The 24,579-nt window shown below is 45.7% G+C and carries 16 protein-coding genes; 14 read left to right on the top strand and 2 right to left on the bottom strand.

The window, feature by feature from the left end:
• Positions 1-4: 4 nt before the first annotated feature.
• Positions 5-1,123 (bottom strand): efflux RND transporter periplasmic adaptor subunit, encoded by a 1,119-nt coding sequence (locus ACZ5ZC_RS20385; protein WP_464932235.1) that lies wholly within the window; start codon positions 1,121-1,123, stop codon positions 5-7.
• Between the two features lie 105 nt (positions 1,124-1,228).
• Positions 1,229-1,570 carry an iron-sulfur cluster insertion protein ErpA gene (erpA, locus tag ACZ5ZC_RS20380; RefSeq protein ID WP_005380031.1) on the bottom strand — a complete coding sequence of 114 codons (342 nt, stop codon included), beginning with the start codon at positions 1,568-1,570 and terminating at the stop codon, positions 1,229-1,231.
• A 246-nt stretch (positions 1,571-1,816) separates the two neighbouring features.
• Here erpA and hemL point away from each other — a divergent pair, with 246 nt between their 5' ends.
• The 14 genes from hemL to ACZ5ZC_RS20310 all read left to right on the top strand — a co-directional run bounded on the left by hemL (position 1,817) and on the right by ACZ5ZC_RS20310 (position 24,546).
• Positions 1,817-3,112: a glutamate-1-semialdehyde 2,1-aminomutase gene (gene hemL / locus ACZ5ZC_RS20375; protein ID WP_012841437.1), complete on the top strand. Its 1,296-nt coding sequence runs from the start codon at positions 1,817-1,819 to the stop codon at positions 3,110-3,112.
• Between the two features lie 346 nt (positions 3,113-3,458).
• The gene (locus ACZ5ZC_RS20370; protein WP_006743285.1) at positions 3,459-4,544 is read left to right on the top strand and encodes an AI-2E family transporter; all 1,086 of its coding nucleotides are present in this window, start codon (positions 3,459-3,461) and stop codon (positions 4,542-4,544) included.
• Between the two features lie 76 nt (positions 4,545-4,620).
• Positions 4,621-5,646: a 16S rRNA (guanine(1207)-N(2))-methyltransferase RsmC gene (gene rsmC / locus ACZ5ZC_RS20365; protein WP_005394693.1), complete on the top strand. Its 1,026-nt coding sequence runs from the start codon at positions 4,621-4,623 to the stop codon at positions 5,644-5,646.
• A 226-nt stretch (positions 5,647-5,872) separates the two neighbouring features.
• Positions 5,873-9,259 (top strand): hybrid sensor histidine kinase/response regulator, encoded by a 3,387-nt coding sequence (locus ACZ5ZC_RS20360; RefSeq protein WP_048625952.1) that lies wholly within the window; start codon positions 5,873-5,875, stop codon positions 9,257-9,259.
• Between the two features lie 735 nt (positions 9,260-9,994).
• Complete coding sequence (locus ACZ5ZC_RS20355) at positions 9,995-11,677, top strand: ABC transporter substrate-binding protein (protein ID WP_005394703.1); 1,683 nt, start codon at positions 9,995-9,997, stop codon at positions 11,675-11,677.
• Between the two features lie 170 nt (positions 11,678-11,847).
• Entirely contained in the window at positions 11,848-12,834 is a 987-nt protein-coding gene (locus tag ACZ5ZC_RS20350; RefSeq protein ID WP_005394705.1) for an ABC transporter permease, read from the top strand.
• 2 nt (positions 12,835-12,836) lie between these two features.
• A complete protein-coding gene (locus ACZ5ZC_RS20345) occupies positions 12,837-13,862 on the top strand; it encodes an ABC transporter permease (RefSeq protein WP_005394707.1) in 1,026 nt (341 codons plus the stop codon).
• 2 nt (positions 13,863-13,864) lie between these two features.
• Positions 13,865-14,848, top strand: a complete 984-nt coding sequence (locus ACZ5ZC_RS20340; RefSeq protein WP_005394709.1) for an ABC transporter ATP-binding protein — start codon at positions 13,865-13,867, stop codon at positions 14,846-14,848.
• Between the two features lie 48 nt (positions 14,849-14,896).
• The gene (locus tag ACZ5ZC_RS20335) at positions 14,897-15,892 is read left to right on the top strand and encodes an ABC transporter ATP-binding protein (RefSeq protein WP_005394711.1); all 996 of its coding nucleotides are present in this window, start codon (positions 14,897-14,899) and stop codon (positions 15,890-15,892) included.
• Positions 15,893-15,954: 62 nt separating this feature from the next.
• On the top strand, positions 15,955-17,694 hold the full coding sequence (locus ACZ5ZC_RS20330; RefSeq protein ID WP_464932234.1) for a glycoside hydrolase family 9 protein: 1,740 nt from the start codon (positions 15,955-15,957) through the stop codon (positions 17,692-17,694).
• A gap of 2 nt (positions 17,695-17,696) precedes the next feature.
• Positions 17,697-18,587 (top strand): glucosamine kinase nucleotide-binding domain-containing protein, encoded by an 891-nt coding sequence (locus tag ACZ5ZC_RS20325; protein ID WP_464932233.1) that lies wholly within the window; start codon positions 17,697-17,699, stop codon positions 18,585-18,587.
• An 8-nt stretch (positions 18,588-18,595) separates the two neighbouring features.
• Positions 18,596-20,515: a beta-N-acetylhexosaminidase gene (locus tag ACZ5ZC_RS20320; protein ID WP_464932232.1), complete on the top strand. Its 1,920-nt coding sequence runs from the start codon at positions 18,596-18,598 to the stop codon at positions 20,513-20,515.
• A gap of 84 nt (positions 20,516-20,599) precedes the next feature.
• Entirely contained in the window at positions 20,600-23,008 is a 2,409-nt protein-coding gene (locus ACZ5ZC_RS20315; protein ID WP_256894554.1) for a glycoside hydrolase family 94 protein, read from the top strand.
• 125 nt (positions 23,009-23,133) lie between these two features.
• A complete protein-coding gene (locus ACZ5ZC_RS20310; protein WP_464932231.1) occupies positions 23,134-24,546 on the top strand; it encodes a phosphoglucomutase/phosphomannomutase family protein in 1,413 nt (470 codons plus the stop codon).
• The last annotated feature ends 33 nt before the right edge of the window (positions 24,547-24,579 follow it).

The raw sequence follows: 24,579 nt of genomic DNA, 5'->3' as shown, positions 1-24,579 counted from the left end.
CTCCTTACTGCTCACTAGCCGCTTCAACAACTACGTCATCAACTTTGTTGGCCAGTACTTGATCGCCATCGCGTACAAACCCTTGCCCCAGCACGATAATATCGGCTCGCTCTCCTAACCCAGAGAGCCAAACACCATCACCCTCGGCCTTAACGAGCTGAATCGGAACAAATTCAACATGCTCATTACGCAGTGTTTTAACGCCTAAATTACCTTCTTCATCGAGTGCTAGCATTGCAGCCGTAATCTTTACCGCTAACACTTCACTCAACGGCAACTGTACTTCAGCGCTCATACCGGCCGGAATTCTTGCGTCTTGGTTATCAATTTCGATTTCAATTGGAAAGGTGTTAGTAGAAGCAGAAGAAACACGCCCAATGTAGCGTACCCGACCTTGATAATGCTGTTGGTTAATGGTTCTTACATCGGCTTGTAGACCTTCCTTAAGGTATTGTATATGCCGCTCACTGACATCAGCTTCAATCACCAAAGTGTCCAAATCAATGACCGTCGCAATAGGATCGCCAATCCCTACAAAGTCGCCTAACTCAACAAAGTGGTGATCAACAATGCCATCGAATGGTGCTTTCACCTCGGTATTTCTTAATGCTGTTTGCACGTTGCTCAAATTCGCTCGAGCATCCACCAATGCCGCTTGTGCTGTCGCAAACGCAACTTCGCCCTGTAGTCCGCGACTTTTTAGCGATTTAGCTGCATTAAACTCTTTCTCTTTAACCAACAGCATCGCCTGAGCCCGCTTGAGCTGAATACCAAGATCGCGCTTGTCGATGCTTGCGATCACTTGCCCCTGCTTGACTGTTTGACCTTTTTCTATATTGAGGCTGACTATTTTACCGGCGACTTCAGCGCCAAGGCGCGCTTGACGATTGGGTGCAGTCCTCCCATACAGTTCGATGGTTTTACTTGTGGGTTCAGCAATAAAGGTGTCGAACATCACCTTTGCAAGTGGCGTGGTGTTCGTTGAAGAGGATGAAGAATTGAGATTATCATCTTGTGCTTTCAGTTGACCGATTGCCAACCATGCAACAAGAAGCAATATGAGGATAAGAGATACTAGCCACGGGCGCTCGACAATGCGACGTCCGAAAGACGATCCAGACATATAAAGTCCTTTTTATTATTTCTCTGCATATTCTGCGAGAGCGACTTTACGTGACATCCTTCTACGTAAAGTTCAGGCAGCCACTGGCTGCCTGATTGGTGTTAATTACACACTGAACGATGCACCACAACCACATGTTGTCGTTGCATTTGGGTTGTTTACAAAGAAGCGCGCTCCTTCTAACCCTTCTGTGTAGTCAACAATGCCGCCAACGAGATATTGCAGACTCATAGGGTCTACAACCAGTGTTACACCACTGTTTACGATTGTCGTATCGCCTTCGTTTACATTTTCATCAAAAGTAAAGCCGTATTGGAAGCCGCTACAGCCGCCACCAGTAATGTATACGCGCAGTTTCAATGCTGGGTTTTCTTCTTCAGCAATCAATGCTTTAACGCGAGATGCTGCTGCGTCAGAAAAAGATAATGGTACGTTTACTTCGCTCACGAAGACCTCTCTCACTCGTGTAATGCGTCAAGCCTGAAGCAAGACGTCAAATTTGTGCTAATTGAGACGATTATCCAATACCTGACAAACTCGTTCAAGTATTCACCGCCGATTCTTTATAACAGATGCGGATATATAAGATTACACTGCGAAACAACACATAAATTAAGCAAAACGTTTCTAACTTGATTATAGCTAGGTACAATGCGCTCCACTTGGTCCGAGCAATCAAAAGAGGATAACCCCATGACCAAATCATCAGAGCTGTATCAAAAAGCTCAGCAAACCATCCCTGGCGGTGTCAATTCACCAGTTCGTGCATTCAACGGCGTTGGCGGCTCTCCGCTATTTATCGAACGAGCAGACGGTCCACTGATTTTTGATGCCGATGGTAAAGCGTACATTGATTACGTTGGCTCTTGGGGTCCAATGATTCTTGGCCACAACCACGCGGTTATCCGCGAAGCCGTCATTGACGCAGCGCAACGTGGCCTTAGCTTCGGCGCGCCGACAGAACTTGAAATCGCGATGGCAGAGTTAGTTTCTGAACTTGTTCCATCAATGGAGCAAATCCGTATGGTAAGTTCTGGTACCGAAGCGACTATGAGCGCGATTCGCCTTGCACGTGGCTTCACTGGTCGCGACAAGATCATGAAGTTTGAAGGTTGTTACCATGGTCACGCAGACAGCTTGCTAGTCAAAGCGGGCTCTGGTGCACTGACTCTTGGTCAACCTAGCTCTCCTGGCGTTCCTGCAGATTTTGCTAAGCACACGCTAACAGCAACATTCAACGACCTAGATTCTGTACGCGAGCTATTCGCTGCTAACAAAGGCGAAATCGCTTGTATCATCGTTGAGCCAGTTGCAGGCAACATGAACTGTATCCCACCAGTGGAAGGCTTCCACGAAGGTCTACGTGAAATCTGTGATCAAGAAGGCGCCCTACTGATTTTTGATGAAGTAATGACAGGCTTCCGCGTGGCACTTGGTGGCGCACAAGCGCACTACAACATCAAGCCAGACCTAACGACACTGGGTAAAGTGATCGGTGGTGGTATGCCAGTGGGTGCTTTTGGTGGTCGTAAAGAAGTAATGCAATACGTTGCGCCAACGGGTCCGGTTTACCAAGCAGGTACGCTTTCTGGCAACCCTGTCGCAATGGCTGCAGGCTATGCATGTTTGAACCTTCTAAAAGAAGAAGGCAACGAAAAACGCCTAGCTTCAAAAACCAAACAACTAGCAGATGGCTTTAAGTCTCTAGCAGAGAAACACGGTATTCCTCTGGTTGTGAACCAAGTGGGCGGCATGTTTGGCTTCTTCTTCACTGACCAAGAAAAAGTGACTTGCTACGAAGACGTAACGAAGTGCGATGTGGAACGCTTCAAGCGCTTCTTCCACTTAATGCTCAAACACGGTGTCTACCTAGCGCCTTCAGCGTTCGAAGCGAGCTTTACTTCCCTTGCTCACGGTTCAAAAGAAATCGATGCCACGCTAGAAGCGGCTGACCGCTGTTTTGCAACTCTTGCAGAAGAAGCAAAATAATCGCTTAAAAGCTGCGATAACTAATTTAAAAAAGGACCATCACGGTCCTTTTTTATTGCCAATTCAATATAACCAATACTGCTAAAACACCAATAACAATGCCAAACCACGGTATTCGTTTGGCTTTTTTCTCGGTTTGACACTTTTTATCACCGTTGCAACAACCCATAGTTCATCTCTTGATTGATAACCGACTGATTTGTGGTCATTATAACAAGGTATATTGCTCTGCTCTAATTCGGCATTGTCATAAGGTTGAAAGAGTTAAGAGTGCAAAGTAATAAAGGTTCAACGCCATCTTTGAAGGCGAAAACCGTAAACGTCACCTGTAAGTTGGACTAATCTCATGCCAAATAATGTAAAAATAACGTCGAGTCACCGAGTGCTAATGGTCGCTTTACTCGCCGCTGCTTTTGCTTGCTACTTATTGGTTGAGCCATACATCAATTCCATTGTGATGGCTTTTATCATTTCTTTGCTCATGTTTCCGGTACACGAATGGTTTGAGCGAAAAATTCCCAAGCACCCCAATATGGCCGCACTGCTGTCATGTGTCGTCTTGACGTTTATTATCGTTATACCACTGCTATTTGTGTTTGCAGCCATTGTTCAACAAGGCTCTGTTTTTTCACAAAATACGTACAACTGGGTCACGAATGGCGGCATCCAAGATATATTCCAACATCCTTTCGTTATCAAAGGTCTAGCTATAGTTAATGAGTACTTACCTTTCGATAAAATCGAGCCAAAAGCCATTGCTGAGAAAATTGGTCAATTTGCTACATCGTTTGGCTCTAACTTAGTTGCTATCAGCGCAAAGATTTTAGGAGACGCCACCAACTTCCTAATGAACTTCTTCCTCATGCTGTTTGTGCTGTTTTTTCTGCTTCGTGACCACGACAAAATTATCTCTGCGATTCGTCATATTCTGCCACTTTCACGCAGCCAGGAAGACCGTATATTGACAGAGATCGAGCAGGTTTCTAAATCAGCCGTGATGGGCTCATTCCTAACGGCTATTGCACAGGGTCTGGCTGGCGGTATCGGTATGTGGCTCGCTGGTTTCCCGGGGTTATTCTGGGGAACGATGATGGGCTTTGCATCATTCATCCCTGTGGTCGGAACCGCACTAATCTGGATTCCTGCAGCGGCGTACTTGTTCTTAACAGGCGATATGACTTGGGCTATCTTCTTGACGGTGTGGAGTGTGGTCGTCGTTGGTTCTATTGATAACCTATTGCGTCCGCTGCTAATGCAAGGCAGCGCAGGCATGAATACCCTAATGATTTTCTTCTCGTTACTGGGTGGTCTGCATCTATTCGGATTGATCGGCCTGATTTACGGTCCACTGATTTTTGCCGTGACAATGGTACTGTTTAATATCTACGAAGAAGAATTCAAAGACTTCCTCAACCAGCAAGACAACAGCTAGTCACAGCTTAATCACTTCAAGCTTGGGGCAGATTGTGCGAAAATCTGCCCCAAATTATTTCTGATGAACCCAATTTATGTCTGCTTATATCGCTCCTAGCCAAATAGCTCAGCGTCAGCTCGAGTACTTCAACGGAAAACATGTTTTAGTTGCAGGTGAAGTCGAAGATCTCTTTCCACTTGAACTGACCAAACACTGTGAATCTGTGGAAGTCTTCACTTCAAACTACAGCTTCTACCGTCAAATTCGCACTCATAACAAGGTTAAAAGCCATTTTGGTTCTGAGTTTAATACTGAGACACAAGCAGACATGGTGCTTTTGTACTGGCCTAAAGCCAAAGCCGAAGCCGAATACCTCCTGGCGATGTTGATGGCGAAACTAGGCGTGAACACTGAAATTGTAGTGGTTGGCGAAAACCGCTCAGGTGTTAAAAGCATCGAGAAGATGTTCAAAGAGTATGGCCCGGTCAATAAATACGATTCCGCTCGTCGCTGTTCATTTTACTGGGGCACTTGCCTCAATGAACCAAAGCCGTTCAATCAAGCAGACTGGTTTAAAACCTATACGGTCACACTTGGTGAGCAATCACTGACTGTTAAGAGCTTGCCTGGAGTATTCAGTCATGGCGAATTCGATTTAGGTAGCCGCCTATTACTCGAAACCTTACCTACTCTATCAGGTAAAGTCCTCGACTTTGGATGTGGTGCTGGGGTGTTAGGTGCTTTCATGGCAAAAGCCAATCCGGAAATTGCGATTGAGATGTGTGACATTAACGCGTATGCCATCACATCGAGTCAAGCCACACTAAAAGCCAATGGATTAACCGGCCATGTATTCGCCTCTGATATTTACTCAGACACTGCCGACGATTATCGTTTTATCATCAGTAACCCACCTTTCCACAGTGGTTTGGATACGAACTACAACGCAGCAGAAACACTATTGGGTCAGGCTCCAAAGTATCTCGATAACCATGGTGAAATGATCATTGTCGCGAATAGCTTCTTAAAATATCCACCTATTATTGAGCGAGCGTTTAATAATTGCGAGACGCTAAATAAGACCAATAAGTTTTCTATCTACTACGCGAAAAAGTCATAATCTTCCCTCGCGCAGGTACAAACCTGCGCGATTTTTTCTCAAAAACTCAACACTCATAAGAAAAACTGCGTCACCCTGCACGCTTTACAACTAACTTTCTTGTCAAAGAAAAAAAACTCGTTAATTTTGTTAATTCTATCTAGTTGAACATCTTATCCGTTTTTAACGAGAACCTCGGCAGCGAAGTACATTTTAGAACTGCCCTTTATGAGTTGTAATCTTATCCATGTTTAAATTCTACAAAAAACAGAAATTTAAGCGCCTTCAGAGTACACTGATGACCGCATTTCTGGTGCTCAGTATCACACCTCTTACTATTACTGCGATCTTTTTCCTACAGTCCCACAGTAAAGATCTGCAAGAACAAAGCACCTCACACTTGTTGTCTGTTCGAGATACAAAACAACAGCAAATTATCGACTACTTTGAGGCGCGGGAAACCGAAGTCATGGGCTTTGTGCGCTCTGAACTGGCTTACGCCAGTGGTGGTCGATTCTACGGTCTCGTCAATGCTTTTAGTCGTTTAGGTAATGACATTGAAGAATCTCGTAAAAATGCCCAACAGCGCTACATTGAAGGCAGCGGAGATCAAATCAAAACGTCAACGTTACCCGAGTCTTCCAACTATGTCGGAAGTGAACGTTACCGACTCTTACATAAACGTTACCACTGGGCCTACTTGGAGCTCCTCAAGCGCTCTGATTTTAATGATATTTTGCTGGTCGATATCAACGGTAATGTCACCTACTCGATCAACAAAGACGATAACTACGGAACAAACTTATTATCAGGCCCCTACAAAGACTCAGCACTTGGCAAAACCTTCAAGCGTCTAGCTGATGACGTCACTGAACGCCGTAAGGTGAATGAAGACTACACCCCTGTGATTGTGTCTGATTTCGAACTGGAAGGTGGTAAACAAGTCGCTTGGTTAGGTGCTCCAATTGTTCAGCAAGGCTACCTACACAGCTATGCTATGTTCCGCTTACCAAATAATGGCATCACGAAGTTAGCCGCAGACGCCAACCGAGAGTCATCCATTAATACCTTACTGGTTGGAAATGATCACCAACCTCGCACAATTAACACCAAGCAAGATGACATTAAGAACAGCTTAGAAGTGATCGATAAAGCACTCTCTGGTGCATTTGGCGTCGGCACTTACACGAACGGTTTAGGTGAAGAGATCATCGCTGCTTATGCACCGATTGAAACGCGTGGTGTTATTTGGGCACTCGTCGTGCAATTACCAGAAAACGAAGCTTTCGCTCGTATTCATCAACTAGAAAAACTGTTTGTTATCGCCATGCTGATCGCCATCATTCTAGTGGTAATCGCTTCCCATTATTTATCAAACTTTATTACTTCTCCGTTGCTGAAGTTAACTTGGGCTGCCGAAAAAGTGTCTGCCGGAGATCTTGATGACACCACCTTTAATACGGTTCGCAAAGATGAAATTGGCCGTCTTGCGCTGAGTTTTGAACGAATGCAACGCTCTATTCGAGAGAAAATTCAAACCATTAAGAAGCAAAATGAAGAGCTCGAGAGCAACATCCAGATCATTCAAAAACAAAATGATGAACTGCAATTGGCCGACAAACTTAAAGATGAGTTCTTAGCCACCACTTCTCATGAACTTCGCACACCATTGCACGGCATGGTCGGAATCGCTGAGACCTTAGCGTCCGGCGCTAACGGTGCTATCCCTGCTAGCCAAAAATATCAGCTTGATATCATCATTAAAAGTGGGCAACGTCTCGCAAACCTTGTTGATGACTTATTGGATTATCATAAAATGCGTTACGGAAGCATGGATATCCAGAAGTCAGCGGTGAGTTTAGCCAGTGCAACGCGACTGGTACTAGAGCTTTCCAGTCATTTACTCGGAAATAAAACCATCCGTATCATCAACCAAGTACCAGCGGATTTGAAAGCGGTGTCTGCCGATCCTCAACGCCTTGAACAAGTGTTATATAACCTGATCGGTAATGCGATTAAGTACACCTCAGAAGGTAAAATCGTTATCTCCGCCAATGTGGTTGATGATCATGTTCGTGTGCAAGTTGTGGATACTGGGCAAGGTATTCCCGCAGAACATCTTGAACATATTTTCGAACCACTTATCCAAGCAGGACAAGACGCAAGTCGCTATCGTCAAGGTGCGGGGCTCGGGCTTTCGATTAGCCGTCAATTGATTGAGTTGATGGGTGGCTCGTTATACGTCAGCAGCCAGCCTATGGTCGGCACCACCTTCAGTTTCACGTTACCACTTGCCAGTGAAGAAGAGATCCAAACAACTCAAACCCTTGCAGCGCACGGACACTTCCAGATTCCTGAAATCGATGTAGAGAACAATGAAGACTTATCACTGCCAGAGAATCCAGACGGCCCGTTACTGTATGTCGCTGACGATGAACCAGTAAACCTGCGTGTGCTTGAGAGCTTCTTACGTTTAGAGGGCTATCGCGTACGTACCGTCTCTGATGGACCAGAAACATTAGCACTCGTTGAGCAGGAAAAACCGGAACTCCTGTTATTGGATATCATGATGCCAGGCATGAGCGGCTATCAAGTCTGCAGTGAATTACGTGAAACTTATGACCATGCCGAGCTACCTATCATTATGCTCACCGCGCTTAGTCAAACAGAAGATCGTGTACGAGGCTTTGAAGCAGGAGCCAACGACTATTTATCTAAGCCATTCAATAAACAAGAGCTAGCTGCGCGCATCCAAGCGCACTTAACGGCAAGCCAAGCTGAAATGCGCCACATGGAGAATAAGATACTTGAATCTGAACTTCGCCAACGAGCGGCTGTAGAGGCAAGCTTATTAGAAACTCAAGGGCGATTGTTGGAACAACTGGAATCGGCTCCTGAAGCGATTATCTGTTTGCGTGAAGATAAACGTATCCGGTTTGCTAATGAAGCTGCTTGCAAGCTATTCAAGCGTAACTTAGAACAATTAAAACGTTCATCTGCCGATGAGTTGATTGCACCTAAGTATCTGACCGTCAAACAACCTCATTACTGTGGCAAGATTGATATCTATATTGAAGATATTCGTCAAAACATCGAAGCAGACATTCTTAAACTACCTGAAGGCTCAGGCTTAGATGTCATGTATATCTTTAATGTTGGCGGAGGAGCCAATGCCGCTCGCATACACAACCTAGAAACCGCAGTAGAGGTGCTTTCAAGTTATGCTTTTGATGGCGATAAAGACCAGCTGCAGAAGCTGAAAGAACTCGGTGGAGAGTTTACACGGCTTGCAGACAAAGCGCTTGGTAACAAAAAAGACAAACAAGAGCTAATGCGAGAAATTCTGGTCGACGCAATGACACACGCCTTAGAGTATTGGGAGTCAGTCACTGGTGAAAGTAAATTCGCATTTGCCGAACAAAGTGGCTTATGGCGCGTTTATCTTGACCGTAGCACTCTGCAAACACGCACTTTGGATAAATACATGCGTATAGAAACGCTGCCAAAAACGCCACGTTGGAGAACGGTGTTGAGCTCAATAGAATTCATCCTTGAACACTGTAAAGAACAGAGTCCTGAGCGTGCATACATCGAAGCTCAACGAGATAAACTACAGCGACTGTTGACCAGCTAATACCTATCAAAAAACTAGCCCAGCGCATACGCTGGGCTTTTTATTATCCAGCCCTTCTCTTTCTCTAAAGAGGAATAAGCCTCTGGACAAAGTTGTCCATGGTAGGCATTCCAAACATACGCTTCTATCGATATAACCTACCCAAACTAGGTTGAGTCGAGCGAATAAAACACTTCATTTTCACAATAAAAAAAGAGTAATAAATGAGAGAAAACTGTCGATAAAAGAGACTATTTTTCAGATAACAAACGGTTTTTAACCAACAATTGACAGAGATTGCGAACTCAATCACAACAGAACGGCAGATTAATTTTTAGCTAATTAATTAACACATTTTCTGCATGTGAGCGAGATCTCCGAACCAGGAAGAGAATCAGAAGGCTTTTATTTTAAATAGATTATAGGTTAGCATTTACTAACACTTACTATTAACAAGGATATAAACTGCGACGCATATCAACGTTTATTTTTTGGTCTATCTCTAGTCAAAATTAGCCAAAATAACGTTTATAACGGAGAGTGACGATATTTTAACGTTTTTAACGAGAATCGAGTTTGATTATTTTATGGATAAGGTGTTTTCTTACTCCTGCCTAAGGCCTACAGGCCACTCTTGGCGAAACTCAATGTTGTAATGAGTAATGCATAAACAAGAGGTAGGTCTTGGAGAGTGTTTATCAATTGATGACATTCAATTCCATTTAGTGAAATGAAAGCAAATAGTAAGGAACAGCTATGCTTGCCAATATTAAAAAAACAGCACTAGCAACAGCAATTATTGCAACGGCTACTACAGGTTTTGCATCGGTAGCTACTGCGGCTGAACGCAGTGAACTGACTATCCACCCTAAAGAGTTTACAACTTTCGTTCGTAACTTTAACCCTTTCTTGGGTGCAACTAACCTGCACACAACAACCGACTTTATTTACGAGCCGCTCGTTGTTTTTAACGAAATGCACGGTAACACGCCAGTATTTCGTCTAGCAGAAAACTTTACCATGGCTGATGACCTAATGAGCGTGACCTTCGATATTCGTAAGGGCGTAAAATGGTCTGACGGCAAAGCGTTTACCGCTGATGACGTAGTTTATTCTTTCAACCTAGTTAAAGAGAAGCCAGAGCTAGACCAATCTGGTATCAACTCTTGGGTTACTGGCGTAGAGAAAGTTAACGACTACAAAGTTAAATTCCGTCTAAGCGAAGCAAACTCAAACGTTCCTTACGAAATTGCGAAAGTACCAGTTGTACCTAAGCACGTATGGAGCAAAGTGAAAGATCCAGCAACATTCACAAACGAAAATCCTGTAGGTAGTGGTCCATTTACCGAAATCGACACTTTTACACCGCAACTATACATTCAGTGTGAGAATCCGAATTACTGGGATGCTGATAACCTAGATGTAGACTGTCTACGAGTGCCACAAATCGCTAACAACGACCAATTCTTGGGCAAAATCGTTAACGGCGAAATGGACTGGACGTCTTCATTCGTACCAGACATCGACCGCACTTACGCTGCAGCAAGTCCGAATCACCACTACTGGTACCCACCAGCGGGTACTCAAGCGTTTGTAGTGAACTTCAAAAACCCAGACGCGGCGAAAAACGAAGCACTTACTAACGTTGACTTCCGTCGTGCGTTCTCTATGGCGCTAGACCGTCAAACGATTATCGACATTGCATTCTACGGTGGCGGTACAGTAAATGACTTCGCTTCGGGTCTAGGCTACGCATTCGAAGCTTGGTCTGACGAAGAGACGCACAACAAGTACAAAGGTTACAACACATACAACGCCGAAGGTGCGAAAAAGCTTCTTGCTAAAGCAGGCTTCAAAGATGTAAACAAAGATGGCTTTGTAGATACACCATCTGGCAAGTCTTTCGAGCTTCTCATTCAATCGCCAAACGGTTGGACTGACTTTAACAACACTGTACAACTAGCTGTTGAGCAACTAGCAGAAGTCGGCATTAAAGCACGTGCTCGTACTCCAGATTTCTCGGTATACAACCAAGCAATGCTAGAAGGTACATACGACGTTGCTTACACCAACTACTTCCACGGTGCGGATCCACACTTGTACTGGGACAGCGGCTACAACTCGAAGCTACAGTCTGGTGACGGTATGCCTCGCTTTGCAATGCACTTCTACAAGAACGATAAGTTAGACGGTCTTCTTAACAGCTTCTACAAAACCGCTGATAAGCAAGAACAGCTAGAAATCGCTCATGGTATCCAGAAGATCATTGCTCAGGACCAAGTAACCATTCCTGTGCTATCTGGCGCGTACATGTATCAATACAACACAACTCGCTTCACTGGTTGGTGGAACGAAGAAAATCCTAAGGGCCGTCCAAACATTTGGGCTGGTATCCCAGAGCGTCTACTTCACGTACTGGACCTAAAACCAGTTAAATAAGTAGAAGTTCATTTCAAGCGGCATACATCCCGTGTGCCGCCTATAAAAATCCCTTGTTAACGAAACCAATATGTGGCGCTCGTCGTCAGGGGATTTTTCGCTCTAAATTTCGCTAGGAGCGACCTGAAACCAGAAACAGGGAAAAAATCTGGGTGAGTAAGGTGTGAGTTATGGGTTATTTTTTAAGACGTTTGTCGTTCTATCTTGTCGCGCTCTTAGTTGCAGCGACGTTAAACTTTATTATTCCGCGAGCAATGCCTGGTGACCCAGTTACCATGATGTTTGCTAACGCTTCTGTACAGGTGACGCCAGAACGAATCGCAGCAATGAAAGAACTGCTCGGTTTCGTTGATGGGCCGATTTACATTCAGTACTTTTCGTACATTAAAAACATTCTAAGTTGGGAGCTAGGTACATCAATCCAGTTCTACCCTCTTTCAGTTAACTCTTTACTAGGTAGTGCATTTGGCTGGTCTCTCTTCCTAGCTGGTACTGCGGTTGTACTTTCTTTCTCAATCGCTTCTGTACTCGGCATTTTTGCCGCATGGAAGCGTGGTAGTAAGTACGATGCATTCGTAACGCCTGGTACATTGATCATTCAAGCTATCCCACAGATGGTTATCGCAATGTTAGCGCTGTTTACCTTTGCGATTGGCCTAAAATGGTTCCCATCTGGCTATGCTTACACGCCAGGTACTATCCCTGATTGGTCAAGCTGGGAGTTCATCAAAAACGTGGGTTACCACGCAGTACTCCCGCTATTCTGTGCAACCATCGTCCAGATCGGCGGCTTCCTCGTCAATATGCGTAACAACATGATCAACCTTCTCGCCGAAGACTACATCACGATGGCGAAAGGCAAAGGGCTGAGCGAGAACCGTGTCGTCTTCAATTACGCCGCACGTAACGCGCTACTTCCAAGTGTAACCGCGCTATCTATGTCTTTGGGTATGGCCATTGGTGGTCAATTGATCATCGAGATGATTTTCAACTACCCAGGTTTAGGCACCGTGCTACTTAACGCAATTCACGCTCGTGACTACCAAGTACTTCAAGGTCAGTTAATTATCATGACGATGTTCATGCTGTGCTTCAACTTAATGGCTGACATGCTGTACATGATTCTAGACCCTCGCCTACGTACGGGAGGCAAATAATCATGAAAGAACTATTCAAACTTATTTTAGGTAACTCATTCGCTCGAATCGGTCTTGGTATTGTTACCGTATTCGTATTCGTTGCGATCGCAGCTCCTTTACTTACGAAACATGCGCCAGACAAGCGAACCGGTAATCCACACGAATACCCTAGCTTTGTCGTAAAACAAGCGCAAAATAATCCTGATGGCTGGGTAGCTAAAAATCTAGCAGATGATCGTCGTACGCTGATTATGTCGAAAAAGGCTGATCACGTTCTGGGGACTTCACGTATGGGTCGTGATATTTGGTCACAAGTGGCTTACGGTGCTCGCGTATCGCTGGGTGTCGGCTTTGGTGCTGGCATCATCGTATGTTTCCTAGCAACGGTCATTGGTATCTCGGCAGGTTACTTCGGCGGCAAAGTGGATGACATATTGAGTGCAGCGATGAACATCATGCTGGTAATCCCTCAATACCCATTGCTCTTTGTACTGGCAGCCTTTATTGGCGAAGCAGGTCCACTCACCATTGCCTTGATTATCGCTGGTACCTCTTGGGCGTGGGGCGCACGTGTTGTCCGTTCTCAAACCATGGCTCTGCGTGAGAAAGAGTTTGTGAAAGCCGCTGAAGTATTGGGCGAGTCTTCATTCCGCATCATCTTCGTTGAAATTTTACCAAACCTAATCCCGATTGTCGGTGCAAGCTTCATCGGCTCAGTAATGCTCGCTATCAATACTGAAGCTGTAATCTCGTTCTTGGGCCTGGGCGATGCTAACACCATCAGTTGGGGCATCATGCTTTACAACGTGCAAACCTCATCAGCAATGTTGATTGGCGCATGGTGGGAAGTATTAGCACCTTGTATCGCCTTAACTCTTTTGGTGACTGGTCTTGCTCTACTTAACTTTGCCGTTGATGAAATTGCTAACCCACAGCTTCGTTCTCACAAAGGCATGAAACGCTGGAAGAAACTGGCAGAGAAAGACAAGAAAGAGCGCGCGCCTGAAATGGCACCACAAAATGCACTATGGAGCGGAGATAAATAATCATGACTGCACCACTAATTTCTATCCGTAACCTATGCGTAGATTACATCACAGATGCGGGCGATGTCCGCGCCTGTAACAACGTTAGCTTTGACATTGCGCCAGGTGAAGTCTTTGGCCTGGCAGGTGAATCTGGCTGTGGTAAATCCACAGTTGCTTTCTCGCTCATGCGTCTTCATAAGCCGCCAGCATTCATCACTGGTGGTGAGGTCATCTTCAACGGTGAAGACATCATTAAGTACAGCGATGAACGTATGCAATCATTCCGCTGGAGCGAGATGTCGATGGTGTTCCAAAGTGCAATGAACGCATTAAATCCGGTGCTTACGATGGAAGAGCAGTTTTGCGATGTCATCATGCGCCACACCAACATGACACGTGAACAAGCGAAAAAGCGCGCCGAAGGATTGTTGGAAATCGTTGATATTCACCCAAGCCGCTTGAATGACTACCCACACCAATTTTCTGGTGGTATGCGCCAGCGCTTAGTCATTGCGATTGCTCTGGCTCTCAATCCAAAAATGATCATCATGGATGAGCCAACGACGGCACTCGATGTTGTGGTTCAGCGTGAAATCCTACAAAAGATCTATGCACTAAAAGAAGAGTTCGGCTTCTCGATCCTTTTCATTACCCACGACTTGTCACTCATGGTCGAGTTCTCGGATCGAATCGGCATTATGTACTCCGGTGAGTTAATTGAAGTCGCCCCTTCTAAGCAAATTCTGGAAAGTCCTTACCACCCTTACACTAAAGGTTTGGGTAGCTCTTTCCCTCCACTAACTGGTCCTAAAACCAAATTAACTGGTATTCCAGGCAACCCTTTGAACCTGTTAGAGATTCCTCAAGGCTGCCGCTTCCAAGCCCGCTGCGACCGCGTCCACGAAGCTTGTACACGAGTACCAACTCAGCTGCGTCAAATTGAACCTGGTCGTTTTTCAAATTGCCACTTATACGGCGACACGATTGCTCAAGCTAAGGTTTAACAACAAAAAATAACGCTAGCTAAGAACAAAATTACACTGGAGAGAATTATGAGCAAACAACTCGGCGAACTGCTGATTGAGGGTAAACATGTCGTTAAGGACTTCCCTTTAAATAGTAACTCAATCAAGCAGTCAAAAATGCGCGCGATCAACGACGTGTCATTCAAGATGTACAAGAGCCGCGGTTTGTCAGTAGTAGGTGAATCAGGCTCTGGTAAATCTACTACCGCTAAAATGATAGCTAAAATGTACGCCCCTACCGAGGGTGTGATCGAATACAGAGGTCGTGATATCCAAGATATTACCTCTCGACATGACTTGATGACATACCGTGAAGGCGTACAAATGGTATGGCAGGACCCATTTGGCTCACTAAACCCTACACACAATATCTTTCACCACATTGCTCGCCCGTTGCTGATCCATAAAAAGATTGCACCAGGCAACAAAAAGGAACTGGAAGAGCGTGTGTATGACCTACTAGAACAAGTTGGCCTGATTCCGCCAAAAGAAACCGCGCAAAAGTTCCCGCACCAGCTATCTGGCGGTCAGCGTCAACGTGTAAACCTAGCTCGTAACATCGCTGTAGGTGCAGAAGTGGTATTGGCAGATGAGCCAACATCAATGCTGGACGTGTCAATTCGTGCTGGTGTTCTTAACTTGATGGAAGAGATGAAGTTTGAAAAACAAATGTCTCTGCTTTACATCACTCACGACATCGCAACGGCGCGTTACATTGCTGAAGATCTCGCGGTTATGTACGTAGGTCACATGGTTGAATGGGGCGATACTGAAGAAATCATTCACGATCCTCAACACCCATATACGCAACTGTTGGTATCTGCTGTGCCTGATCCATCGAAGTCTATCCACGAGAAGCTGAAAGGCAACAAAGGGGAAATACCACTTTGGACACCGGATTCAGTCGGCTGCCCATTTGCAGGACGCTGCGTACACGCAACCGATAAATGTCGCGAACGACTACCAGGCGTCACTCAGCTTTCTGAGAACCACTTTGTTCGCTGTTACTTATTTGAAGATTAATTATAACGAGGGTCAGGTTCAGCCTGACCCATTCCTGTTTTATCGTTTCCCGGAGACATTGAATGCTGCTACTGACTAACCACATTGGTTATGAACATCTGGGCCCAAAGAAAGCCATTGTCCAGACCGAACAACCACACTTGTCTTCTTACACTGCTCAATTGATTTGTGCCACTAGCGAGCAAACCGTGGCAACTTTTGCGGTTGAAGAACAAGGTAAAGTGGCGAACTGGCATCAGGGCTATTTCTACCTCATCGACTTTTCATCTTTCACAGATTCAGGCGACTATTTCCTGCAAGTGGAAGATACGCGCTCTTCCTCTTTCACCATTGGCGAACATATTCTGTTGGATCAAACTTTGTCGGATGTGATCCACTACTTCAAATCACAACGTTGTGGTGGAATTTTCGATCAACAAGATCGACAAGTTCCAGTGCTCAGCGCCAACCAAACGGTTGATGTACACGGAGGGTGGTACGACGCATCTGGAGACGTTAGCAAGTATTTAAGTCATCTTTCATACGCTAATTATTTGAACCCTCAACAAACCCCAATGGTGGTTTGGAACATCCTAAAAGGACTTTCATTGCTTGAAGGAAGCGAAGACATTGCAGCCTTCACACGTACACGTCTTATTGAAGAAGCCCTGTTCGGTGCAGACTTCCTTGTTCGTATGCAAAACGAAAAAGGCTTCTTCTACATGACGGTCTTTGATAAGTGGAGCAAAGATACTGCGCAACGAGAAATCTGTGCCTACGAAACGCAACTTGGTCACAAATTTGATGACTACCAAGCAGGCTTTCGACAAGGTGGCGGTGTCGCCATCGCAGCGCTGGCCGCGGCGTCGCGTTTAGGTGTTCACGGCGAATACGATCAACAGAAATACCGCAACGCTGCTGAAAATGGTTACTGGCACTTAAAAGAGCACAATACGCAGTACCTCAATGATGGTGAAGAAAACATTATCGACGAATACTGTGCGCTACTAGCTAGTGTAGAACTGTTTAAAGCCACCAAAGAAACTCGCTACTTGGAAGAGAGCCGTTTGTGGGCACAACGCTTAGTTGCCCGCCAAATGAGCGACGAACAGATTCAACACTTTTGGTCAGCAAACCAAGACGGCAGTCGTCCATACTTTCACGCTGCCGAAGCAGGTCTACCCGTTATTGCCCTGTGCGAATACCTAGCAATTGAAGACGACTCCGTACAGACAGAATCGGTAAAACGCATCGTTAACCGAGCGTGTGAGTTTGAGATCAAAATATCCAATAAAGTGACCAACCCATTCGGTTACCCTCGCCAGTATGTTAAAGGCGTAAATGAGTCAAAACGCGATGCATTTTTTGTCGCACACAACAATGAATCCGGCTATTGGTGGCAAGGAGAGAATGCTCGATTGGGCTCACTCGCGACCATGGCGTATCTTGCTCAACCGCATATAGCGTCGCAAGAAATACAGCAACAACTTTTCGTGTTTGCTCAAGATGCATTGAACTGGATTGTAGGCTTAAACCCATACGACATGTGCATGCTTGATGGCCACGGTCGTAACAACCCTGATTACCTTCCTCAATATGGTTTCTTCAACGCTAAAGGCGGTGTGTGTAACGGAATCACTGGCGGCTTTGAAGACGAGGAAGACATCGCATTTAACCCACCAGCACAAAAAGACGACATGTTACAAAACTGGCGCTGGGGCGAACAATGGATCCCGCATGGCGCTTGGTACTTACTCGCGATAATGAGTCAAGCTCAGCATATTTCTCAGTTGGCAACCTCTAAAAATATTAAGGAACAATAATCATGGGGATGTATTTTGTTGGTATCGATGGTGGCGGCACGTCATGTCGAGCCAGGATTAAAGATTCACAAGGTAATTTTCTTGGCGAGGCCAAAAGCGGCAGCGCCAACATCATGCTAGGCGCTGAAGTTGCAATGGCTTCGATTCTTGAATCCATCTCTTCGGCTGCCGAACAAGGTGGCCTGACACAACAAGATTTTACATCGATGCATGTCGGCTTAGCCCTTGCAGGTGCTGAGCACAAAGCATCTTGGCAAGCCTTTATGTCTCTTCCTCATCCGTTTGACAGTATGACTCTTAATACAGATGCTTACGGCGCGTGCGTTGGTGCACACAATGGCGAAGATGGCGCAATCATGATCGCAGGAACGGGCTCTTGTGGCATCTATCTTAAAGGATTGGAGCAGCACGTTGTCGGTGGTCGTGAATTCCCGATTTCGGATCAAGGTGGCGGCGCAGTGATGGGGCTTCGCCTAGTTCAACAAGTTTTGTTAGCAGAAGATGGCATCAGAGAGAAAACGCCTCTAGCACAACACGTCATGGCGCATTTCGAAAATGACGTTGATAACGTGGTGGCTTGGTCTAAACAAGCGCTTCCTCGTGATTATGGCCAGTTTTCTCCTGCAATTTTCCAACATGCAGAACAAGGTGATGCACTAGCAATTGAGATGCTGAAGCAAACTGCAGCTGATATAGAAATGTTTCTCGTGGCATTAAACAAGCGCGGCGCAACACGTATTTGTTTAATGGGCAGCATTGCTGAACGTATTTTACGTTGGCTTTCGCCACCAGTTCAGCAATGGGTTGTTGAGCCACAGTTTGACGCGATTGAAGGCGCAATTATGTTTGCAGGTAAACCTGAACATAACCTTTACTCGCTCAGTGCGGCGTAGGAGTAGATATGGAATATCGTGTTGATCTCGTCGTCCTATCAGAACAAAAGCAAAACTGCCGTTTCGGACTGACTTTCCATAACTTGAGCGATCAAGATCTCCACAATTGGAGCCTGATTTTTGCTTTTGATCGCTACATTCTGCCGGATAGTATTTCGAATGGTCAGCTCAAGCAAATTGGCAGCTACTGCACCCTCAAACCAGAAGGGTTGGTGCTGGCAGCTAACCATCATTTTTACTGCGAGTTCAGTATTGGTTCGAACCCATTCCGTTACTATTCTGATGGATTCAATGAAGCCTTGGTCAACTTTGAAGTCAACGGCAACCTTCAACGAGCTCAAGTCGATGTCACGCCGATCGTATTGGCTTCACCGTACCGTGAACGTAGTGAGATCCCTTCCAGCTTGACGCATGCACAGCCTTTATTGCCAAAACCAAACCATATAGAAGTCAGCGATCACTGCTTTAGCTTTAATCATCAAGCTGGCGTTGCGGTTTATTCAAACCTAGCCAATGCAGCTAAAGAGTGGTTACTTGAAGAGCTTAAGCGCATTCATCAATTTGAGTTCGCATCAGACAATGGCAGTCAGATCATCTTCAAAGGCAACCCAACCTTGGATGAAGGCGCTTACAAGCTGAAGGTAGCAGAAGAGTCGATCAAAATTGAAGCAGGCTCTTCGTCTGGTTTTACCCATGCTTGTGCAACGTTATTGCAACTAATCAAAGTTGGCGATCAACCAGCCTCAATGGAAGTGGTTTGCTGTTCGATCAAAGACCGACCACGTTTTCGTTACCGCGGTATGATGCTAGATTGTGCTCGCCATTTTCACTCCGTTGAGCAAGTCAAACGTTTGATCAACCAGTTGGCTCACTACAAGTTCAATACATTCCATTGGCACCTTACCGATGATGAAGGTTGGCGAATTGAGATCAAATCATTGCCTCAACTAACCGATATTGGCGCATGGCGTGGGTTGGATGAAACCAATGAGCCACAGTACACGCACCTTGCTGAGCGTTACGGCGGTTTTTACACTCAAGAAGACATCAAAGACGTGGTTGCCTTTGCTTCGAAACGAGGCATCACTGTTATCCCTGAAATCGATGTACCAGGCCACTGCCGAGCTGCCATCAAGTCGTTACCACACCTATTGGTAGAAACAGAAGATACCACCGAATACCGCAGTATTCAGCATTACAACGACAACGTCATTAACCCTGCTCTTCCGGGAAGTTATGAGTTTATCGACAAAGTGTTGGAAGAAGTCTCCGCGCTGTTCCCTGCGCCTTATGTTCATATCGGTGCGGATGAAGTACCTAACGGGGTTTGGTCAAAAAGCCCTGCGTGCCAAGCCCTAATGGAGCAACAAGGTTACAGCGACTACAAAGAGTTGCAAGGTCACTTCTTGCGTCGTGCCGAAGACAAACTTCGTAAATTGGGCAAACGCATGCTGGGCTGGGAAGAAGCTCAACACGGCGACAAAGTCAGTAAAGATACGGTGATCTATTCGTGGTTAAGCGAAGAAGCGGCGTTGAACTGCGCGCGCCAAGGTTTCGATGTGGTGCTACAACCTGCACAAACCACCTACCTAGATATGACCCAAGACTACGCACCAGAAGAACCGGGCGTGGATTGGGCGAACCCGTTGCCGCTAGAAAAAGCTTACAACTATGAACCACTCGCTGAAGTGCCAGCCGACGATCCAATACGTAAACGCATTTGGGGCATTCAAACAGCATTGTGGTGCGAAATCATCAACAACCAGTCTCGTATGGACTACATGGTCTTCCCGCGCTTAACCGCAATGGCAGAAGCATGTTGGACAGACAAACAACACCGAGACTGGACCGACTATTTATCACGTTTGAAAGGACACCTACCGCTGCTTGATTTGCAGGGAGTGAATTACCGTAAACCGTGGAAGTAATACAGAGCTGATGTAGAAGCATCACGCTTGAAGAGTTTTTAAATTTTGGCTGCAGACGCAGCTTTGTAAAAAGGAAAGACACAAATGAAATACGGCTATTTCGATAACGAGAATCGTGAATACGTCATTACTCGCCCTGATGTACCTGCTCCTTGGACCAACTACCTAGGTACAGAAAAATTCTGTACCGTTATCTCGCATAACGCAGGTGGCTATTCGTTCTACAACTCTCCAGAATACAACCGTGTTACTAAGTTCCGTCCAAATGCGACATTCGATCGCCCAGGACACTACGTTTACCTACGTGATGATGAGACGGGTGATTACTGGTCAATCTCTTGGCAACCAGTTGCCAAAAGCCTAGACGAAGCGAACTACGAAGTTCGTCATGGTTTGTCGTACTCTAAATTCAAGTGCGAATACAGCGGCATTAGTGCAACCAAAACACTCTTTGTACCAAAAGGCGAAGATGCAGAAATTTGGGATGTGGTCATCAAGAATACCTCTGACAAACCGCGTACGATCAGCGCATTCTCATTTGTTGAGTTCTCGTTCAGCCACATTCAATCTGATAACCAAAACCACCAGATGTCTCTCTACTCTGCTGGTACGTCATACAACGAAGGCGTGATTGAATACGACCTGTACTACAACACGAACGATTTCGAAGGCTTCTACTACCTAGCGTCGACGTTTGATCCAGATTCATACGACGGTCAACGTGATAGCTTCCTAGGTCTATACCGCGACGAAGCAAACCCACTAGCAGTAGAACAAGGTAAGTGTTTTAACACCGCACAAACGTGTTACAACCACTGTGGCTCTCTGCACAAGCAATTTACTATCCAACCAGGTGAAGAAGTTCGCTTTGCTTACATTCTGGGTATCGGCAAAGGTAACGGTGAACGTCTGCGTGCTAAGTACCAAGACCTTGCAGAAGTCGACAATGCATTTGCGGGTATCAAAGCACACTGGGATGAGCGTTGTGGCAAGTTCCAAGTGAAATCACCAAACGAAGGTCTAGATACCATGATCAATGCTTGGACACTGTACCAAGCAGAAACTTGTGTGGTGTGGTCTCGTTTTGCTTCGTTCATTGAGGTGGGTGGTCGTACTGGTCTTGGTTACCGCGATACAGCGCAAGATGCAATTTCCGTTCCTCACGCTAACCCAGCAATGACGCGCAAACGTATCGTTGACCTACTGCGCGGCCAAGTGAAAGCGGGTTACGGTCTACACCTATTCGATCCAGACTGGTTCGATCCAGAAAAAGCGGATGTTAAACCATCGAAATCCCCAACAGTTGTTCCTACTCCATCTGATGAAGACAAGATCCACGGTATTGAAGACACGTGTTCTGATGACCATCTATGGCTAGTTCCAACCATCTGTAAGTACGTGATGGAAACGGGTGAGCACAGCTTCTTCGACGAAGTGATCCCTTACGCAGATGGCGGCGATGCAAGCGTTTATGACCACATGAAAGCAGCGCTAGACTTCTCTGCGGAGTACGTGGGTCAAACCGGTATCTGCAAAGGTCTTCGTGCAGACTGGAACGACTGTCTAAACCTAGGTGGCGGCGAGTCTTCAATGGTGTCTTTCCTACACTTCTGGGCGCTACAAGAGTTTATCGACCTTGCAAAATACCTAGGCAAAGACGCTGACGTTGAGAAATACACCGAGATGGCGGCAAACGTTCGTGAAGCGTGTGAAACACACCTTTGGGACGAAGAAGGCGGCTGGTATATCCGTGGTCTAACGAAAAACGGCGACAAGATCGGTACTGCGCAGCAAAAAGAAGGTCGTGTACACCTTGAGTCAAACACACTTGCGGTGCTGTCTGGTGCGGTGTCTCAAGAGCGCGGCGAAAAAGCGATGGACGCAGTCGACGAAAATCTATTCTCTGAATACGGCCTTCACCTAAACTCGCCATCATTCGCTACGCCAAACGATGATATCGGCTTCGTCACTCGCGTCTACCAAGGCGTAAAAGAAAACGGTGCAATCTTCTCGCATCCAAACCCATGGGCTTGGGTAGCTGAAGCGAAATTAGGTCGTGGTGACCGTGCAATGAAGTTCTACGATGCACTAAACCCATACAACCAGAACGACATCATCGAAAAACGTATTGCAGAACCTTACTCGTACGTACAGTTCATCATGGGTCGTGACCACCAAGACCACGGTCGTGCAAACCACCCATGGTTAACAGGTACATCTGGTTGGGCTTACTTCGCCGTAACCAACTTTATCCTTGGTGTACGTACAGGCTTTGATGGTCTGACTATCGACCCATGTATCCCAACAAACTGGCCAGGGTTTGAAGTCACTCGTCAGTGGCTAGGCGCGACTTACAACATCAAAGTTGTTAACCCTGATTCAGTCAGCAAAGGCGTGAAATCTATCACTCTGAACGGCGAAGCTATCACTGGCGCATCAGTACCAGTTCAAGCGGAAGGTTCAGTAAACGAAGTTATCGTTACTCTAGGTTAATCATCTTTTAGGGGATAGCTTCTCCCCTTTTGATTTATCCGATGCACTTGAGTTTGGTGAGTGCATCGGTTCGCTAGCAAAGATTTAAGAGACGGTGGGATGCCGCTCTTATCGAGGATCGAATCATGATCAAATTTGGTACAGGCGGTTGGCGTGCATTTATCGGTGAAGAATTCACTAAAGATAATGTTCGTTTGGTTGCTCAAGCAGTTGCAAACATTACGAATAACGAATCTGTTGCTGATCACGGCTTTGTCATTGGCTATGACCGACGTTTTCTGTCTGACAAAGCTGGCCGTTGGTTTGCCGAAGTTTTAGCAGCAAACGGCATCGTCGTTAGCTTTATCGATAAGTTTGTTCCAACGCCTATCGTAATGTTTAAAGCGAAGGAAATGGGCTGTGCTTACTCTGCATGTATTACGGCATCGCACAACCCGGCCGATTACAACGGCATTAAAGTCTTCATTGAAGGCGGTCGTGATGCAGATGAAATCATCACCCAAAAAATCGAATCACAAATCGATACGCTCACTGCACAAGATGTAAAAAGTGTCGATTTTGAACAAGCGGTTGAAGATAAGCTGATTCAAATTATCAACCCGATGAACGAATTCGTAGATTCGATCATTAACTTTATTGATATCGAGTCGATCAAAAAAGCCAACCTACGCGTTTTGATTGACCCGATGTTCGGTGTCGCAAAAAATGCGCTGCAAACCGTATTAATCAATGGCCGCTGTGACGTTGATGTGATTAACGATGGAAAAAACCCAGACTTCGGTGGGTTAATGCCTTCGCCAAGTGCTGCAACACTCTACCGCTTGATGCACCTAGTAAAAGAGCAAGGTTACGATATTGGCATCGGTACCGATGGCGATGCGGACCGTCTTGGTATTATTGACGAAAAAGGTAACTTCATTCATCCAAATGAAGTACTACTACTGCTTTACTACTATCTACTTGAATACAAAGGTTGGACAGGCTCCGTGGTACGTAACATCGCAACCACCCACCTTCTCGACAAAATTGCCGAAGATCATGGCGAGAAATGCTTTGAGGTTCCTGTAGGCTTTAAGCACATCAGTTCCCAAATGGAAGCGGATGACTCACTGATTGGTGGGGAAAGCTCTGGCGGCCTAACCATTCGCGGCCACATCAAAGGTAAAGATGGCGTCTTCGCTTCTAGCTTGTTAGTTGAAATGATTTCAGTAACAGGCAAGAAATTGTCTGAGTTGCTGGATGAAATCTACGGTAAGTACGGTTATGCCTACATGGCAGAAGGCGATTGCAAATTCAAACCAGCGCAAAAAGAGGTACTGTTCAACAAAATTTATGTTGAAAAGCTGTTGCCTGAGTTTGAATTTGAGATCGAAAAAGTCAGCTATGAAGATGGTGCGAAAGTGTATTTCAAGAATGGTGGTTGGATCATCGCCCGCTTTTCTGGTACTGAGCCGTTACTACGTATTTTTGCAGAAATGCAAGATAAGGACACTGCGGAACGTGTTCTTCAACAGTTTAAAGACTTCTTATCTTTATAACTGACCTTGTGCCCGCTTCGAGCACAATGATGA

This window comes from Vibrio sp. JCM 18905 (genome assembly GCF_055393305.1).
This window is presented reverse-complemented; position numbering and strand designations above follow the sequence as displayed.